The following is an 18529-nucleotide window of genomic DNA, read 5'->3' as shown; positions in this document are numbered from 1 at the left end:
GTAAATGGCCATCGGCAAGCGAGACCTTCCAGCACTGAGGTGCGTGGACCTGTTTGCCGGTGCCGGCGGGTTATCCCTTGCGGCCCGGCAAGCGGGTTTCGAGGTGTCGCTCGCGGTCGAGCAGGACTGCCACGCTGCTGCGACTTATCGGCAGAACCTCGTCCGCGGCAGGCGGCCGACGCGGCTGCTCGAGGCAGATATCCGGCAACTTGATCCCGTCAGGCTGGCTGACGAGACCTTGCGCAGGCGGGGCCAAATCCACCTCATGTTGGGTGGACCGCCCTGCCAGGGTTTTTCGACCCATCGGCTCAACGACACCGGGGTCAGCGATCGTCGCAACGACCTCATCCACGTCTACTTCGATTTCGTCCGGGCCTTCAAGCCGCACGCTTTCCTGATGGAGAACGTTCCCGGGATGCTCTGGCCTCGGCATAGCGCGGCACTAGCGCGGTTTTATGATGAGGGGCGGTCCGCAGGCTACAGGCTGTTCAGGCCGGTCGTACTTGACTCCCGCAACTATGGCGTTCCGCAGCGCCGGCGACGAGTGTTCATTCTAGGTGTCCAGCCGGGCACAATGCGGGACGATTTTGCCTGGCCGCCGACGCCTGCCTACAATGCCGATGGAAGCGGCGGACTTCTTCCGTGGTTGAACTGTAGTCCGGCATTTCTGCCAGCTCAGCGCGGCGATCCTAACGACGTTCATATGAATCACAGCGACGAGCTGGTCGCCGCCTTCGCCCGCACGCCTGCAAACGGAGGCAGTAGACGAGACTCCGGTCGAACGCTCGCATGCCACGAGGAGCACGACGGACATAACGACGTCTATGGGCGCATAGATCCCGGCAAGCCTGCACCGACAATGACGACCGCCTGCATCAACCCTTCGAAAGGGCGTTTCGTCCACCCCGTACTCAACCACGGAATAACCTTGCGACAAGCCGCTCGAATTCAGACCTTTCCCGATAGCTTCCGCTTTGAAGGCGGGCTGATGGCTGCGGGAAGCCAGATCGGTAATGCCGTGCCAATTGTATTGGGACGAATGCTTCTCGAGCATCTGCGAGCGCAATTCGATTTTGTCGAGCAAACGAAAGATGGCCCAGCCGCCAGATCAGCTTCTATGGCGCTAGATAAGACGCTTAGCGAACCAGCGAGTGAACCGTTGCAAATAGAATTTGCAGAGCCAGCCTGATACCAATCCGCGCGGTTTCTGACTCACGGGGATTCCCTAGGCGGTGAAAATCTAAGTCTACGGCGCTCTGAGTTTGGAGTGCGGCACAATGGTTTCTTCGTCCGGCATGCGGGAAGATTTTGACTGGGCGGCGTTGTGAGAATTGCCGCAAACGACGAATGGCGCGTATCAGGCGCGGCGGCTGTTAATCGTGGCCGAAATTTACGACGGCGGTAATCGGAGCGAGGCGGACCCTGATCTGCGGCATTGGGCTGTAGATCCAGCGGTATTGGATAATCCGGTTCAATGCCTGCGGTCCTTATGGCGCCAGATGGCCAAGCGCCCGGCCCACATTCGCGGCTGAACGATGGGCAGCTAGATTCTGCTTTCGATCCCGAAAATTCGCCGACGTCCGACTAGGCAGAAATCTCGTTCGGTCTGTAGGATGGTGCGCTCGGGCAGAGTATGCTGATTTTTGTTTCGGGGTGCCACGACTGCCTCTCACATCGGCCATGGATCACAGTGTAGACCTTGCGCAAAGAAGGGCAGATTGGCAGCTCATAGTTCCGCAAAATGGCTATGTCCGCACATCAATTTGTCGTAGAAATTGCCCCGATTGGTTTCCATGATTTTTGCACCTTCGGGGACTCGAACCTATGCAGAAATAAATTTTGGGGGCTCCGCTGGGGGCTCCAATTGGGGCCCCGGACGGCATTAAATCATTTTGTTACAATGATATATTTTTAGAGCGAGTCCTCTTCTGGGCACCATTTGTTCTTTTCAGAACATCCCAAAAAGTCTATAAAAACCGCAGAAATCCGGGGGAATTGGCCCTCGGATGGTTCCGGATCGTCCCGGCTGTTCCCGGGGGTTCCTGACATTTTTGCGGGCCTTTTGCGGGCCTTTTGCAAAAACGGCTAAGAAAAGGCCCGCACATGGCTTTGACCGAGACTCGGCTCCGCGCACTCAAGGTGAAGGACAAACCATACAAGGTTGCCGACCAACGCGGCCTCTATATCGAGGTCACTCCATCGGGCGGCAAACTCTGGCGATTTCGGTATCGGATCGGCAAGGTTGAAAAGAAGCTGGCGATCGGAAGCTATCCCGACATCAGTCTGAAACAGGCGCGAGAAGCGACATACGAGGCACGCCATTCGGTGGCTTCGGGCGGTGACCCTGCGTTCGAGAAGCGTAAGCAGAAGATTCGAGAGGAGTTCCTCTCAGCCCAGACCTTCGAGGCCGTCGCGCGCGAATACATCGAGCAGATGATGGTCCAGAACGGCCGGGCCGATGCTACCCTCATCAAGGCCAATTACTTCCTCGATCAACTGGTTCCCGCGATTGGCGACCGGCCCATCCAGGATATCGAGCCGTTCGAAGTCCTGGCGCCGCTCAAACGGCTCGAAGCGACCGGCAAGCACGAAACGGCCAAGAAGTGTCGTTCGTTCGCTGGAAGGGTTTTTCGTTACGCCGTCGCCACAACCCGCTGCACGGCCGATCCGACCAGTATGCTCAAGGGCGCTCTCGTCACTCCCCGTGCCAAGCACTATGCAGCGATCCTTGAACCCAAGGAACTGGGCGGTCTGCTGCGAGCAATCGACGACTACACTGGCTACCCTGTCACGAGGTTCGCTCTGCAAATCGCGCCGCATGTTTTCGTCCGGCCTGGCGAACTGCGTCATGCCGAATGGCGCGAGATCGATCTTGTAGAGGGAATTTGGAAAATCCCGGCAGGCAAGATGAAAGCGCGCAGGGCGCATGCGGTACCGCTACTCGGCAACCAGGTCCACGACGTCAAACCCCGCTGGGCTAAAGGCACTGCGCACCGCGTGGCGCGGCTGCTCGCCGATCATATCGACGAGTTGGAGCGCAAGGATGCGCAGCTTGGTGATAGCCATGGCATCGGAGTGGGAGGGCGTCATGGCTGATGCCGACCTGGACGTCGCACCCGAGCCGAAGCGCGTGACCCGGCTCATTCGCCTCAAGGAAGTCCAGCACCGCGTTGGGCTCGGCCGCTCTACGATCTACCGCTGGATGGCGGAGGGCAAGTTTCCGAAGCCGGTGCAGTTGGGCGGGTATGCGGTTGCTTGGTCAGAGAATGAAATTGTGAGCTGGATCGCAGCTCACCTTGATACATAAATGGATCAGGGCAATCAGGCGATACGCGAATTGTCCTCCTGGCATCATAGCCGTCACTTGGGTTTCTTCAGCTGCGTTCCGTGGCAGATCAAACCTTCCCCAACGCGAAAAAGTTCTTTAACTCAGCGAAATGCAAGCACGACACGCAGCAGTGAGTCCTCAAACTATAGACGTAATCGCGTGGGGTTACCTCGCCGAGGTAACTCGGCTTACTGTGGAGCGCCTCCCAATCCCACCAATGGAAGGGGCGTCCGGAGAACGGCAACGTCCTACAATCAAATGCGACGCACCAATTGTGGCTCTATCTTTAGCCAGAAGGGGTTTTCGCGTTTGTGGAGCTTTTAATCACCCGGGCACGTCAGTGCATACTCCAGCCCTCTTGAATTTGTTCAATCGAAGGTTGCTCAAATTGGTGCTTGGGCCTGACAATGGCGTACCGTTTGAAGTGCAAATCTCGACTCGATCTCGAGAGCTTCGCTGGTTTTCGGACCCTCGAGTTGGTCTAGCCTCAATCGAAATGATCGATCTCGCAGCAAACAGCTGCAGGTGGCTGTATATTGACTGTTTTCCATGGATGAAAGGATGTTTTCAAAAGAATCATGCTCCCCAGGTAATCGAAGGATCTTTCATGAATTTGGGGACCGTTCATCCAAATATGGCGAAAGATACCATAGATTATTGGGCGGCACTGTGTGATGGAGAACGCGTATATCAAATATCTATTGGAATGTTGAACTACTCCGTGCAGGAAATTGTTGAATTTTCAAGATCTATTTCGCGGGAACGGCCTGGAATTTTTGTTATAACATCCAGCGAGAAAGGGCTTGCGATTGCGGAGGCGGGGGACGTGTCTTTTTCGCAAAGCTCAAGCATATCCAACGAGCATTTTGTGGATTCAGCCGGTGCCGGGGCGGCGGTGAGTGCAAAGTATTTAGATCACATCCTGAGAGGTGAGCGTCTAGAGCGTGGCGCTTTGGCGGCCAAACTAACCGAACATGGTACAGCTCAATGCCGCGTCACCGGAGCTCTGCCAGCCTCAGAATATATTGAATGGGTCACGGAATTGGACAGGAATTTGCCCAATGCATAGTTCTAATTATGATCCGCATATCTTGAGACACAATACGTCTTTTTTGCTGTTTTCCTTGCTCAATGCCCTTCGAACTGAGCTTCTGCATGCCAAGCAGCCGGAACGCAAGATCGATATTTGCGGGGTAATAGGAGCATGCGTGACTGCTCTCGAAGCGCTTGTAGAAGGCCTTTGTGGGCCAGATCCGAGAATGTTCGCCTATTGCCCGTCCGATGACGTGCAACGTCTTAGGAAGATCGCTGTTGGGCAGAACGGAAGTGACACCATCTCGTTCGCGAATCTGATCGCACTCATTGATGGAGTGACCACCGCGCTCCAAACACATGACGCGCGTGCGACAACGCTGGCGCGTCGGGCAATCGAAGCTTGTGCACAACTCTTGGGCTTAGCTTACCCAGCTCCGAATATGGACATCGTTCAGGTAGGCAGCGGAAGTGAGCCTCAATTCACGCTTGTTCAACTCCCTCCAGTCCCAATACGACCTGGTCGCCATGCTTCCAAGCCAGTTGCTAAACTGAATTGCCAAGAGGGGGACCTTCTCTCCCAACTCTTCTCTCAAATGTTCACTATCGAATTTCCCGCAAGCGAAGTGTGTGCGGCGATGTGTTTGAAATTTCAGGAGGAACTGCCAATCGAATTGGATCTGTTGCTCGGCCAGCAGACATATGAGGAGGGGCGGCATGCGATGCTTGTCAAAGGCGCGTTCGAACGGCTTGGCGGCTCCATTGAAGATTTCGATCCTTGCTTTGATATCTGGGATAATTTTCTGATCGGCAAATCCCTCGCAGAGACCCTATGCATCGAACATTTTTTGGGGGAAGGATACGCACTCGGAGGCGACTACATGATGGCCGATCAGCAACATGGACTCGGGCGATACGATCTCGAGGCGATTTTCCTATCGCTGCAGGCCGATGAAATTTTGCATGTGAAGAACGGACTTGATTGGTTCAGGAGATTGGCAGGAGAGGATGCGCAGTACCTGATCGCTCGGCTTGAACAACAAGTGGCGGTCCCTCCACCACCGGAACCTTGGTTCGGTGCAGACTTACGGCGATCTGTTGGCTTCACTGAGAGCGAGATAAGGCAACAGAAATTGTTTAGTCAGTCGCTCTCATTATAAACCCATTGAGCTATTGAGGGTCATGAAATAGATATGGATTCTCAAACTTATGCCGCGTTTGCTTATTGGCTGCTATTGCTGGACCAGCACGAAAATGGTGTTTGGGGAAGGTCGATCGATAATTCCGATTTATTGTATGGTCTGAAGCATGACCTAGGAAGTATATCGGTTAGTGTGAATTGTGCATTGGCAATATCAGCTTACGTTGGAAGATCGAATCCATTTTCAGTTGGGCGTTTTAGGGATTACTTGGCGACACGCAGGAGAGCGAATGGCGCCTTTGGTATGATGAGATCGCTCGGGTCAGCCGATTACCCGGAAGCTGAAATTCTCGCACATTCGAGACACACCGCCGGCGCAATAAACTTCTTTTCTCACTTTGACGGGCACGGCCATCCGTTTGTGACCGAAGCGCTTGGCTTCCTCCTAAACGAGGAAAATCAAACCGAGAAAGGCCTATGGGTCGATTTCGGTGAACGATTGGATGAACGCGTCGACCCAGTGACGATCGCGGCCATAGTGGAGTGTTGCAACTCATACGCGTCACGCGCTGCATCAGGGCCATCCAACTGCGATCTCATTCAGAATGCGGAGGCAGCTGTCCTGAGGGGCTTGGGCTATATATTCAACGAATCATATATTACAGATGAGGGAATGTGGGTATATCGATTTAGAAATAAAGATGAATTAGATAGAAATAAAAAGAATGCATACAGATACACAATGGGAATTGCTTCATCTATTGTGCCTGCCTGCATTAGATTGCAGAATGGAGTTTCTCACCTTGAGAGATTACAAAGCATGATGCATTCTGTTTTCAAGTCATACAATGGATTTTTGCCAATATCAGAGTTTTATAGAGAGCCAAGCGTTTCTACAACCGCAAACTGGATGTATCTTTCAGAGCATTTGGAAAAATGCCCGAGTATTGCAAGTGCCGAATTTAGTGGCTATAAATCAATGCTCCTGGACCCCGAGACCCTTTCTCGGAACACCGCCTCAGGCTGGGCGGCTGTGATATCACAACTTTCAAGTATGTCTCTGATTGAGCCGATCAGCGCGCTTGAAGATGATCATTTAAATGTGCTTGCAAAGAATCTGCAACAACCATACGCAAATGCCGTCAAGAATGGCGATTTGCGTGAATTTATACTTAAATATTCTAATGAATTTGCATTGATGCGTAACGGAGATTCGGGCCCTTACTCGCAGGGCCTAGATCGGCCGAAACGATCGACAAAGATCCTTTTTCTTGCTGCAAATCCGCGAGACACTGCCCCACTCGATCTGGAAGATGAGTTCCGGACGCTGCTTATCCAACTTCAATCAAGCTTGAATCGCGACTCGATAGAAGTTGTTGCCGGGCACGCAGTGCAGCCAGATGATTTGGTGCGTCTGGTGCGTCGAGAAGCTCCAAACGTGATTCACTTTTCCGGACATGCGGATCCATCCGGAATTGCTCTACGCGATGGAGCCGGGGGGACAAAATTGGTTGAGTCTGATGCATTGGCTGCGTTCTTAGCTGGTCGCGGGGTTAAACTTGTAGTCCTAAATGCTTGCTTCACGGGTGATCAAGCCCTGCATTTACTAAGATCTGTGTCTACGGTGGTGGGAACGACTAATGAATTGGATGATGAAGCAGCTCTAAAATTCACGGCGGGGTTCTATCTCGCGATTGGCGATGGTCGTTCCATTGGCGAGGCATTCCGAGACGGTCGAGACAATGTCTCGCTTTCTGGTCTAGAGGATGTATTCCATCTTGTTGGCGATGAAGGTTTGATACTGGCCCCTTCGTCCGATTTCCGATCGAGCGGTGCTTGACCTTATTACTTGAAGCGATCGAGCGCTTCGCCCCTGATCAGACATCAACGCAGCACTCACCTATTGCCAAGGCCTGGTCAGTCATCCGGCCAAGACCAACCTGATTCTGATCAGCGACCTCTATGAAGGAGGCAATGCTAAGGAGATGCTTGCACGCGCGGCTGAACTCGTGTCGTGCGGCGTCAATCTCATCGTCCTGCTGGCTTTTTCGGATGATGGTCGTCCGGCTTACGAACAAGCCCACGCACAGGCCCTTGCTTCTATGGGGTGTCCTGTCTTCGCCAGCACGCCGGACCAATTCCCTGATCTAATGGCAACTGCCTTGGCCAAACAAGACACAGTGGCCTGGGCGGCAGGACAAGGGATCAACCTGATACGTGCTGCATGAAGGTATCAACGGCAAGTCTTTGGAGTGACAAGGCCCATCTCGTGCACTTCACATCTGCGCTTCGCTATCCGGTATTCGTAGACGGCAAAAATTGGTCCGGGACGCCCGATATAATTCGGACGCCTGTGTTGCGAACGACCTTGGAGGATTACACTGGCAAGGAGTTGGCCCAGCTGGACAAGGCTCTGATTGTTCCCCTCGGTCCAAAGGTCTCAGCGGCGATGGCGCATTTAGCAGCGAACGGTTCGATCAGTGCAAACAGGGTGCTTGCGGGCCTCCCTCAACCGTTTCGAACCGGACGTTCTCGCCTGCGATTTCGCAAAGCTCGCGAATGTAGCGGGAGGGCTTGCGATCATTCGCCAAGAGGAATGTCCCGCGGCTCGCGCGCGTCAGCGCGACGTAGAACAGTCGTCGCTCCTCAGCATACGAATAAGTCTCCGGTCGCGGGATCACCAGATTCAGAAGTTCGTCGTCTTCGATGCGGCTTGGGACACCATAATCCCCTTCACTCACATCAAGGAGGATCGTGTAATCCGCTTCCAAGCCCTTGGCGCGATGGAAGGACAGTCCGCTGACCTCGATATTTGCATAGTCGGGCTTGTGGGCCTTGAAGGGGTCAAGGTGGTTATATCGCCAGAGCACCAGGACTTTGAGCTTTTGCCCTGGATCAGTCCGCCATTGCTCGCAGACACCCTCCAAGAACGCGTCGAGACGCGACAGCAGGATGTGGCAGGCTTCATCAAAACTGGGCTTCTTCCACTCGACACTGACGGGAACGATCCGGATCGAGCGAGCGATTGCAGGACGTGTCGAACGAACAGTCTTCTTGATCTGCTCCGGGTTTCGCTGAACGAATTTCGCTGCGGTCTCGGCGATTAGCTGATTGCAGCGATAGGTTTGTTCGAGCCGGCCTTGCCAGCAAGCTCCGAAATTTGATTCAAATTGCGTGAAAATGGTGATGTCTGAGCCTGCGAAACGATAATCCGCATCGTTCACCATCAGGTCTTTGATCAGTTGATCGATGACACGAGCTTCGCCGGCGGGGTGCTCGACCCAATTTGCCAGCTGGGGAGGTCTCCCTTCCGTCTCCTCAATGATGCCCCGGCCAAGTGCGTGAAAGGTGGTCACTCGACATTGCAGATCCTCCTCTTCGACCTGTAGCTGCCGAGAAATACGTTCCTTAAGTTCATCAGCGGCGCTGCGGTTGAATGCCAGCACCAGAATTTGGTTCGGTTCGTAAAGGTTTTTCTCCAGGGCGTAGGAGACCTTGCCGACCATCGTCGCCGATTTTCCTGATCCTGCAGAAGCCACCAGAAGATTATTGTCTTCAAGGCGTATGCAGGCTTCGCGTTGCTCCTTGGACAGGCAGAAGCCTCCCAGATCGTCAAAGAACGAGCTGAATCTCTCCAACTCAGTCACGACGAAGATCTCGTTGTACCGGTGCCTGACGCGCGGATCGGTCAGGATTTCAAACGATTTCGGGAGATCCTTCTGCAGAGATCCTGGCATGAGGGCAGGATTGAATAGCGGGTGCGAAAGGGCCTTCGAGGCGTCGCCTGGAACCTGCGATATCGCCTTCGCAATGTCAGCATGCGCCAAGTATTGCCTGCTGTCTTCCGTGATTGCGCGAATTCGCTCATCGACCGAGAATAGCTGGCCTTTGTTCTGCTCGATGAGGATCGAGAGATGGCGATTGATAAACGCCAGTGCTTCTTGGGCGATTTCCGAAGCTACGGTTGCTCCGAGACCTGAGAAGCGATGGGTCTGTTCATTCGTCCGGATTTCGACGGTATGCCAGAGTAGCCCTTTGGTAGTCGAAACTGCGCTAATCTCAATGCACGGCAAATCGAAGGCGCCATCGGAAAAACACGAAATGCGATCGCGCACAGAGCTGTTCATTACCAGCTTCCAGTTTTGCAGACGGAAGAGGCGGGCCCAAAAATTAGGTTTGAAGATTCTATTACGACCGATCATCAGCTCTGTTACTGCGCCTTCTCGAATAAATCACGGTTCGCCCATCGGTTGATCGCGACCCTTAGTTGGCAACTGGACCATACAGATTGTTCACGGACTTTATGGCAAAACCATTCACAGACAATGTCATATCGCCATTGGCGATGCATGCACCGCGTAACCGCTTCGTTGGGCATGTGATGATGTAGGTCGGACCTGCAGGGCACGGATCATCAGGAACGATGATCATGCCTGTCTCACGCGGCTAAGCGCCGCGAGTTGAGGAGCGGAATGGTTAGCTCCGTAAGGGCCATTGACCACCCGATAGAACCTCCGCTGTTAGGCTGCTCATCTTGAGCCGGGCCAATCAGTAACCTGAGATATACGCTCAGTGTGGGCAGTTCCAACCTCTCGAAAAAGCCACGGCATCTTGCTACAAGGAGGCCTGTGACAAGGGCGATTTCGGTGAACCAAACTGGGAGAATCAGGAGCCCATTTTCTGCTTTTGTTCACACATCGAAAATCGCGGGAATCTGGGGTTTTGAAATCGTTCGAGTCCCTAAAAAGCTATCGCGATGCAGTGCGATTCCGTTGTTTTAGAATGATCTTTCGGGCCGCTTCTATCGACTTTGCCCGCAATTGAGCCCGCTGTGTGAGTTGGCCAAGCTCGACCAAGTGCTGCACATCTAGACTTCAACGCTCAAGGATTTGTAGAGATCGGGGTTCTCATTGCCGCCGCTTCACGAGATCGATCCAACCGGAACGAGCTAATAGCTGTCAAGTGCTTTCAGACTTGCGGCATGCCGATCCGGCTGTTCCTGCCGAAATTTTCGGATGTTAATCAGCTTATGCTGCGGCGCAGGAAGCTCGGCCAACCGGACGCGGAGCTTGGGGTCTAACGGGCCTGCTCTGATCGCTGATACCTATGCGGAGTCACTTGGTCCGGATCCGTGCCCACATGCCCTGCTGTGTTGACCAGAGGAAACTGCCAGACCGCACGGCGAAATCCCCTTTTCCATTGATCGAAAAGCTGAAATTCTCGACTCGGCAGGGCGATATGCCCGCCATCGCTCCGATCATCGGGCTGTTATCCCCCATCCAGAGCGCTTGCTGCAGCTTGGCGCCATGCACGACGATTCCCTGCTGGCGCGGTTTGTCGTTCGCGCCAATAACGCGCAGCCACACCGTATGGCCCTTCTTTGTCTCCAAAATCGGGTCTGGCACCAGCGGCTCTCCGTTCTGCGCGACGCGACCTTCATGCACAGGGTGGCTGCGATAATTGACGGCTTTCTGGCCGCAATCGACCGGATCCAGCTCAGGATCGGCATCGTGCATCGGGGCATGCTCGCTGCCATTGACAAAGAACCGCAAGCCATCCTGCATGAACCAGAAGGTTTCGCGCGCCACCAGGCTCTTGTCGTTCGAGCTGCGAATATCGGCGGCAAAGCTGGTCCAGCCATCCGGCTTGTCTGAAGCCTCTGAACCTGGTGCGTAAGGTTCGACGTCTTCCGGCAAGACGACCAGCGCGCCGATCAGCCCATGGTGGCGGTGATTGCGGATGTCGCCCAAGTCATGCAGATAGCACACTTGCCCCATGCCGCCGTCTGCGGCAGACTTCGGAGCCAACTGCGGGTCGGCCCACCACCAATATTCACGCCAGTTGCGCTTGCCCGAGTGATCAGCCCGCGAAACGACATCGCTGCCCAAGCCTCCATCGGCGTTGGCGCTGTGCATCCCGTGTCCATCCCCGAACTGTCGGCGGGCGTCGACGGTTGTATCGGGGTTCAGACCGACAAAACTACCATCGTTGCTGGAAACATTGTATCTCAGCAGTGAAGGATGCAGCGAAACGCGCGTGCTGACCGTGCGGCGATCCGGATTGCCTTGCCAATCACGATGTTCGACCGGTAATCGCGCCGGTGCTGGTTCCGGGCCAAAGCGTTGGCGGCCATCCCTGCGGCGATTGCGCACATCCTCGTCCGCTTCCAGCAGATCGTTGATAAGGATGACACGCACCCATTCTCCGGCCTTGGCACGCAAGACCAGCGGTTGGTTCGTTTTGGGCAGCTTTTGAGAGCGCAAGAGCTTGTCGAGGCCTTCCCTCGGTCCCCGCTTCGCGGAACGCAAACCGGACGCTTCGATTTCCCGTTCTTCTTCGATGGCCTTTTCCAACTCACCTTCGGCGAAAGGCACCGCGCGATAGGTCAGCCCCCAAGGGTCGGTCAGGATGTTGCCGACATACTGGTGTTCGTGGCGCTGGGCGACCACTACATATGTCCGATCGGCAGTGCGATTGGCGGGCGACAGGGCCCCAGCGTCATCTTGCATCGCTTTGATCGCGTCTGTGCCTGAATTTGTTCGCGACGGCAGCGGGGCAAGGACATCGCGCGATTGCCTGGTTGGCGGCAAGACCCGCACCAGCCCCCAGTTGCCAAGCCAAATATCGTCAAGGTTGCCGAAATGCCACAGATGATCTCCCACGCCGTAGGCCGAGGCATCAAGCGGGTTTATGTCCAGCGTGAAGGCCTCTGAAATGCCAAGTGTCTGCTGGTTGACAAGGGTTGCCTGCGGATGTCCCCAGTCGCGCCGCCAGCGCAATCCGTGGGCGGTAAAGCTGTGCTGTTCTTCGTGGGAACCCTGGATCAGGCGGATACGCAGCCGCTCACCCGGGTAGGTCCTGATGATCGGTGTATCGGGATCGCCCTTGTCACCCGCGAAGTTCTTGTCCGTGCGCACTGCCGAACTGAACCACGCGGATGGATCCTGCCCGCGGAAGCGCATCGGGGCACATCGATAGTTTACCCCCATGACGCCGGGGTCGCTCATGCCCGATAGAACTGAAGGCGGGTTCAGCGCCCTGTGCTGGCGATTCAACATCGGCACGTAATCGGCAACGGCAAGGCATGCTTCGCGATAAGGTGGCAGGTTGCTGTCTTCGGGCGGGACGATCACCGCCTGCTGCTCCCCCCAGGCCGCAACGCTTTGATCGTCGTGCCTTTGCCAAGCGGAACCGTGGGGTTGCACCATAAGGGCGGAAAACAGGCCGCGCTTCTGGCGGAAATTGGCCAGCAGATGATCGTGGAAGAAGCAGGGGCCAAACTCCTCGTCTACCACCCAGCGATGCAGGCTGACATTGCGCATTTCGCCCGGTCCGTTCGCACCGACCGCTTCGGGGGCACTGGCGCCAGAGAGATAGTTCCAGCCGGTAGCCGATCCGTCCGCTGCCAGAACATCGAACTTCACCAAATGGACATGAAGGCCGCATTCAACCGGCAACTGGCCAAAATCATATTGATCCGCGACGAAGCTGGGCAGCACATTGTGCTGGCGCCATTCGACGATATCGCCGTGATTGGCGCGCGGAAAGCACGGCTCAGGGTTTGCCGCCAGATCATGCGGAAATGTTTTCTCCTCCACGACCTGGTATCGGCCCGCCTTGTCCTGCTCGGAAATCTTGACGCCCATCAGGCGGTAATGGTGGCCGTTCGGATCGAACCAGCCATCGACGTTGTAATCGATCCGGTCACTGCGGACTTCGATATCATAGCTGATCTTGCGCGGAGCAGGCAGCCCGGCTTCGGCGTTCCACTTTGCCGCCAGCCCATCAAGATCGACGAAAAGGGCACCCGGCGATTTTCCGGTGCGGCAGCCCGGTGCCATGGCGGCAATTTCCAGGGGCGATGCATCCGGCATCTCCAGAATGATCCGCCTGCCATTGCGCTGATCGGGTCTTGCCGCCGGTGGTGGTGGCGATTTGGCGGAACAGACCCCGTCAATGAACCAAGGGAAGCCGGGCTGCTTCAGCGTCGCCCGCTTCGGCCTGTGATCCGGCAGCGCCTTCAGCGGCGGGCAGTAGGATCCATCAGGATAAAGGCGCGTGCCATCAACCAGGCGATCATGGCTGCGCCACAGGCCCCACATCCCGTGGTGGAAATGGGGATAAAGATGGCAATGCCAGATGATGTCGCCGATGGCGTGCTGGCGGCTGCCGGAACCGAACAGCGGATCTATCGTCATCCCGGTTTGCGGGCTGATCGTGATGGAATCGAGCAGATGGGAACCCTTTCCCACCTTGGGGGTGCCATTCCCCTGGTCGTATGTCTTGTCGCCCCAGGACGAAGGCTCTGCGTTGTGCGTGCGCACGGCATGCCATTCGTGGACATGCAAGTGATAGACATGCGTTTCCTTGACCCCGGCATGGACCAGCCGAACCCGGCATGGATCGCCGGCATAGGCCCGCTGGATGTGTGTCAGTGGATCGCCGAACAGCCAGCTGCTGTGATGCTGTTCTTCCCCGGCGACATATTCCAGCCAGTTGCCGTGGGAATCGCGGGCGGTGAGGAAGCATTCGTCCAGTTCGTCGGAAAGTTCCCAGCCGAAGGCCTTCAGGTCAACTGTTCCCGGCGGTGGCAGCGGATGGCGTTCCGTTTCACGAACAAGTTCGCGCATCCGGTGCGGCAGGCGGTTGTGCATTGGCGCCGCGCGATAGGACAGCGGCATCAGCGAATGGTCACCTACCGTATGCAACCCCGAATGGATTTCTGGCTCATCATGGATGAAAACCGTGAATTCGCGGAAATAACGCTGCACGCCTTGCTGCACGTCGGTCTGGTGATCGACATAGGCTGGCGGTTCTGGTGTGGGGTTTGCCGGTTTGAGGATAACGTCCAGCATGCTGGCCCATTTCCTGTCGGTCAGATCCAGCCCGGTTTCCTGATCCAGCCAGCGGGTTCCCGCAGGCTCCACGGTAAGCGCGCCGAACAGGCCATGGACATTGGTGCCGTTTTCATTGCCGCGCACGTCAGCGATATCGTTGATGGGCCAGACGCCTTCGGTATCCACTGTGAACTCGATCGTGCGGTAATCATTGGGCGGGCAAGGAAATTTGCTTGCTTCCGTGATCACCCTGCCGTTGGCGTAGCGCGGGCTATTGTCATAGACATGGCCTTGCACGAACAGTTCGACCGACCGGGCTGAAAGTTCATTTTCCAGCCTGATCTTCACGCGTTCGCCAACACAGGCGCGCAGCACCAATGGCCGCAGAAAAGGAATGGGCTTCAACGGGTTGAAACGGTCGCATTGTCCGCGCGCAGCGCCGCTGTGATCGTTGAACACTAGCCTGGCGAGCCAATTTCCGCTGCCAGGAAGGCGTGGTGCGGCTTCCTGCAATTCCGCATTCGTCGCTGTGGTATCATGATCGCGAAACCACTGGGCAATGGCTTCCGTGATCATGCTTTCCTGCACGATCCAGTGTTGGCGCAATTGCTCGCGCTGGCGCGGCGTCAGGCTGACGAGCCGGATGATCGGCTCTGCCAGCGGATCGGGAGCATCGGCCAATGCGCTTTGCAGGCCGCGCGCATCCCGAGAATCAAGGTTCGCGTCAGTCGCCGCCCATTGCACCAGTCCCTGCGTGCGGTTGAGGTCGATCAGGGCAATCCGCAAATCCGTGATCGCCCGTTCAAAATTCATCCGGACGGCGCGATTTCTGTCTGATTCATGATAGCGGCGATGATCGTCGCGTTCGTGATGGGGATCGCTTTCGTAGTGATCGCAATCATCCCACGATTCGCCCATCTCCCGCGCGATCCAGCGCGCCAGAAGCGCCTGGTCATGCGAGCCGCCATCGCGCAGTCGGGCGATCATCGCCTCCAGCCGTTCCAGTCCGTCAATGACCAGGCGAGCCCGCTGCGCGCGATGATGCAATCGCGGCAGGCGTTCATTCTGATCGAACCAAAGTTTCCTGCACCAATCGAGCAGGTTTCGCATGGCGGAGGGAATGAAAACCATGCCATTCGGATCGTAATCGCCCTCGGGCGTATAGACGACGGGAATGGAGAAAGCGGTTATGTCGAACTCACGTAACGTCGCCATAAAGCTCTCCTTGTTCTAGTTGAATGCCGTTGGAATTGAGCCCGCCAGCAGCAAGGCACCGATCAGGATCGCGAAGCCTGCCTGGATGGGTATGAGTGGGCGGGAAGCGGGGAGCAGGCGCTCAAGGGCCATCATCACCGCGCAGATAACCATAATCGGCAGCATCAGCGCGCCAACCAGCACCCCCAGCACCATCATTGCCCAGCAGCATCCGAAGCAAATCATCCCATAAAGCATCCCGATGTGGAAAGCGGACCGGGCGGGCGCGGCGCTGCGCCACTTGGTGATCATGATGCTCCTGGGGCTGCGGCAGGCGTCCATGCAGGCCATTTTGAGCTGGGTGAACTGGAACAGGCCGACAGAAATCGCCGCCACCCCGGCGGCGATTGTGCTGCGCGAACCCAACTCCGGTCCAAATCCCGCCAAGGCATTCAGTCCGATGCGCGCAAGGCTGCCAAAGGCGAACAGCATCGCGCCAGCCATAGCCCAGACACCGATGAACGCCGCCAGCATCGATACGAACAGCTGCACCCGATCGCTGCGCAAGCGGAACAATTGATCTGCTGCGCGAACCAGTGGCAGCGTGGGGGGAAGCATCATCGCTACCACCATCAGCATCCAGCCAACTATCCAGTTTCCGAATCCGGTCTGGCCAACATCAGGCTGGCTGCCGCAAAGTTTGACAAGCCCTCGCAATTCGGCCGGCAGCGCTGAAAGAGCGGCATTTGGGGGATCAGACAAAAGCACCGCATGGAAAGCGATGACTCCGGCCCAGCCCAAGGCCGCCACGCCCAGCACGCCGATGATCGGCAAGACGGGGTTTGCCGGATTGTGCGCGGCATCGTGCGACATGTTTCAGCGCCCTTTGATCGCCCGATCCGCCTTGGCTGCCGCCTTGCTTTCCTGGCTGGCCTTATCAGCCCTGCGTTCCGCCTTTGCCAGCGCAGCTGCTGTGAATTCGTAGCGAAATTTGCTGCGCATGCCTGAGCGCCCCAAAAAATTGAGCGGCCCACCCGGAAGGGCGGCAACGTCCACTGTCAGGGCGCCCATCTTTTGCACAACCACCGCATTTTCGCGGATTCCAAGCTTAGTATCTAGCGCCGTGTCCCGCAGGGTCATTGGTTCTTGCTGGTTTGTGAAAACTTTTTCCTCACCTTTGGCTGTCGCGATATGCCCGCCTTCGGTATCGACCGAAACGTCGAAGTCCTTGGCACCGAAGTTTGCGTCAATTCGTGCCGGTTTGTGGCCTAGGTAAAGACCCAGGAGATTTGCCAGTCCCTTGAGGTCATGGTCCGCGCTCTGGTCGGAAAAAATCTGATACAGGGTATCCACCATCGATGGATCGCCGCCGTTGACGTCGATATAGAAAAAGGCCTGCCCGCCCTGACGAACCGCATGATAGGTTGCGGCGGCCACCTTCATTCCCGCGACGCTGTTGTCCTGGTTTCCGATGTAGGAACCTTCCGCGAAGGACCAGACATAGAGGCCGCTGCAATGATCTTCATCGGGAAGATCGCTTACCCAGCATGGGCAAACGGTGAAGCAATCGCAACATTCGACGAAATCGCCCTTGAGCAGATAGGCCTGCGGCATTGTTGATCCCCTTCAGTTCCTGACTGTCAACCTGCGAACCCGGCTTGGGCCTGATGCGGCCGTCACCACAACGTCAGCGTTTGGTGCCGGGGCCGGCGGCGGAGCGCCCGCGAATGTATGGCGGATTTCCCACGCCCCCGTGATGTCAGGAAAAGCGCTGAAAACCTGGCCATGCAGCGTCACGTCCACTCTTTCCGATCGGAACCCCCCTGCCGGATCTGGAATGGTAACCGGCCTTATTTCACCCCGGATCCGGTATTGCGCGCGCGAGGTGCGATATTCCGCGCTCAACACGTCAAAGACTGGCGGGCCGGGAACCGGCTGATTGGGCACTGTGCCCCGCTTGCGGCCCTGAACGGTGAAAAGGTCTGTCCTTACCAGATCGATGCCAACAGCATTGGCGCTGCCTTGACCGATGCGGGGGCCTGCGATTTCGACAAAATTGCGAATTGCGCTGCCGGTTACGGTGTGTTCGGTCACGCCATCGCCAATATAGCCTGCGGGCGGAACGCCGGTCCATTGCAGAAAAGGTGCAATTTCACCCGTTTCAAGCACCCGCGCCATGTTGCCTTCCGCGATGCCGGTATCGGCCGTGTAGAAAACCCGGCCACCATCGTCGGCTTCCAGCGGTTCGGTTTCACCGTAAGGATGGCGAACAACATACTTCGCGCCAGGAATTACGTCGTCTATCCGCACCCTAAGTCGCGCAAATACCACACCAAATTGTTTTGATTGATTTGGCTTGGCACTCTTGCTGCCGAATTCCGGCGTACCATCACCACCGAAGGCGGCTTCCAAGGCCATAATCACCCGCGCACGGCCAACCGTTCCAGTCCCGCCAACTTCCAGACGGGCTTCGGCCATGTAATAGAAGGCTTCTTCCGGATAGTTTGTTGGAAAGGCAACCGGGAGGGCGGGCGTTTGCAGATCTCCCATGGCCGGGGCCATGACATCGGGCGCGGCGACAAGCTCAAGCTCCAGGCCGTTTGCATCCCCGTACCAATTGGGAAACCCGCTTACCGCATCAAGCGGTCCGGCTTGCGCGAGACGTTGGGGATTTCTTTGCGCCACTATGATCTCCTGTTCCGATGCGACGCGACATTGCAGAAGTTCGCAAACTGGCAGCCGCAGCCACCGATATTTCTGGTGGAGCGGGAATTAGAACGTTTTGGCGACCTAATCGATTATTCTTATAGAGACTCTGCGAATGCCCTTTCATGCTTAAAGGCAGAGCAAGGACAATTGGAGAACTACCTTTCACCCGCACTCCGCAACGATTCTCGAGTGCTAACATGAGAATGGAGCGAGGACTAGCACGATATTCATGGAGCGCTTTACCGTTGACACAGGTTCGGTTGGCAACCGAGTTACCAAATACAGCCA

General features: G+C 56.2%; 15 protein-coding genes. 10 read left to right on the top strand and 5 right to left on the bottom strand.

The window, feature by feature from the left end; genetic code table 11:
• Nucleotides 1-43 precede the first annotated feature (43 nt).
• From MNBBLIKP_RS17110 to MNBBLIKP_RS17090, 7 genes are all read left to right on the top strand, one after another.
• Entirely contained in the window at nucleotides 44-1189 is a 1146-nt protein-coding gene (locus MNBBLIKP_RS17110) for a DNA cytosine methyltransferase (protein ID WP_217896702.1), read from the top strand.
• A gap of 920 nt (nucleotides 1190-2109) precedes the next feature.
• Entirely contained in the window at nucleotides 2110-3096 is a 987-nt protein-coding gene (locus MNBBLIKP_RS17105) for a tyrosine-type recombinase/integrase (protein WP_254913107.1), read from the top strand.
• On the top strand, nucleotides 3089-3307 hold the full coding sequence (locus tag MNBBLIKP_RS17100; protein ID WP_088311521.1) for a helix-turn-helix transcriptional regulator: 219 nt from the start codon (nucleotides 3089-3091) through the stop codon (nucleotides 3305-3307). The genes MNBBLIKP_RS17105 and MNBBLIKP_RS17100 overlap by 8 nt, the downstream gene beginning before the upstream one ends.
• 517 nt (nucleotides 3308-3824) lie before the next feature.
• Nucleotides 3825-4397 (top strand): hypothetical protein, encoded by a 573-nt coding sequence (locus MNBBLIKP_RS17835; protein WP_140420648.1) that lies wholly within the window; start codon nucleotides 3825-3827, stop codon nucleotides 4395-4397.
• A gap of 22 nt (nucleotides 4398-4419) precedes the next feature.
• A complete protein-coding gene (locus tag MNBBLIKP_RS17095) occupies nucleotides 4420-5520 on the top strand; it encodes a DUF455 family protein (RefSeq protein ID WP_176399822.1) in 1101 nt (366 codons plus the stop codon).
• Between the two features lie 285 nt (nucleotides 5521-5805).
• Nucleotides 5806-7341, top strand: coding sequence for a CHAT domain-containing protein (locus tag MNBBLIKP_RS17830; protein WP_217896701.1), 1536 nt, complete (start codon nucleotides 5806-5808; stop codon nucleotides 7339-7341).
• 43 nt (nucleotides 7342-7384) lie between these two features.
• Entirely contained in the window at nucleotides 7385-7729 is a 345-nt protein-coding gene (locus tag MNBBLIKP_RS17090; protein WP_088311476.1) for a VWA domain-containing protein, read from the top strand.
• Between the two features lie 249 nt (nucleotides 7730-7978).
• On the opposite strand, the gene MNBBLIKP_RS17085 is transcribed toward MNBBLIKP_RS17090, so the two are convergent.
• Both MNBBLIKP_RS17085 and MNBBLIKP_RS17080 read right to left on the bottom strand, forming a co-directional pair.
• A complete protein-coding gene (locus MNBBLIKP_RS17085; RefSeq protein WP_088311475.1) occupies nucleotides 7979-9703 on the bottom strand; it encodes a UvrD-helicase domain-containing protein in 1725 nt (574 codons plus the stop codon).
• Between the two features lie 912 nt (nucleotides 9704-10615).
• Nucleotides 10616-13825 (bottom strand): hypothetical protein, encoded by a 3210-nt coding sequence (locus MNBBLIKP_RS17080; RefSeq protein ID WP_176399821.1) that lies wholly within the window; start codon nucleotides 13823-13825, stop codon nucleotides 10616-10618.
• 54 nt (nucleotides 13826-13879) lie between these two features.
• On the opposite strand from MNBBLIKP_RS17080, the gene MNBBLIKP_RS17825 reads away from it, so the two are divergent.
• The 3 genes from MNBBLIKP_RS17825 (at nucleotide 13880) to MNBBLIKP_RS17815 (ending at nucleotide 15544) form a co-directional block, all read left to right on the top strand.
• Entirely contained in the window at nucleotides 13880-14659 is a 780-nt protein-coding gene (locus MNBBLIKP_RS17825; RefSeq protein ID WP_140420645.1) for a hypothetical protein, read from the top strand.
• A gap of 276 nt (nucleotides 14660-14935) precedes the next feature.
• Nucleotides 14936-15175, top strand: coding sequence for a hypothetical protein (locus MNBBLIKP_RS17820; RefSeq protein ID WP_140420644.1), 240 nt, complete (start codon nucleotides 14936-14938; stop codon nucleotides 15173-15175).
• Nucleotides 15176-15190: 15 nt separating this feature from the next.
• A complete protein-coding gene (locus MNBBLIKP_RS17815; RefSeq protein WP_140420643.1) occupies nucleotides 15191-15544 on the top strand; it encodes a hypothetical protein in 354 nt (117 codons plus the stop codon).
• A 24-nt stretch (nucleotides 15545-15568) separates the two neighbouring features.
• Here the strand turns inward: MNBBLIKP_RS17815 and MNBBLIKP_RS17075 are convergent, their stop codons facing one another.
• The 3 genes from MNBBLIKP_RS17075 to MNBBLIKP_RS17065 are packed head-to-tail and all read right to left on the bottom strand — an operon-like array spanning nucleotide 15569 to nucleotide 18217.
• Entirely contained in the window at nucleotides 15569-16366 is a 798-nt protein-coding gene (locus MNBBLIKP_RS17075) for a DUF2182 domain-containing protein (protein ID WP_176399819.1), read from the bottom strand.
• Between the two features lie 42 nt (nucleotides 16367-16408).
• Nucleotides 16409-17146, bottom strand: a complete 738-nt coding sequence (locus MNBBLIKP_RS17070) for a DUF1326 domain-containing protein (protein ID WP_088311472.1) — start codon at nucleotides 17144-17146, stop codon at nucleotides 16409-16411.
• Between the two features lie 12 nt (nucleotides 17147-17158).
• Entirely contained in the window at nucleotides 17159-18217 is a 1059-nt protein-coding gene (locus MNBBLIKP_RS17065) for a hypothetical protein (RefSeq protein ID WP_088311471.1), read from the bottom strand.
• Between the last annotated feature and the right edge of the window lie 312 nt (nucleotides 18218-18529).

The organism is Novosphingobium sp. B 225, assembly GCF_002198665.1.
Taxonomy (GTDB): Bacteria; Pseudomonadota; Alphaproteobacteria; order Sphingomonadales; family Sphingomonadaceae; genus Novosphingobium.
Note: the sequence above shows the minus strand (reverse complement) of the source record. Positions and strands in the feature narration are given on the sequence as shown.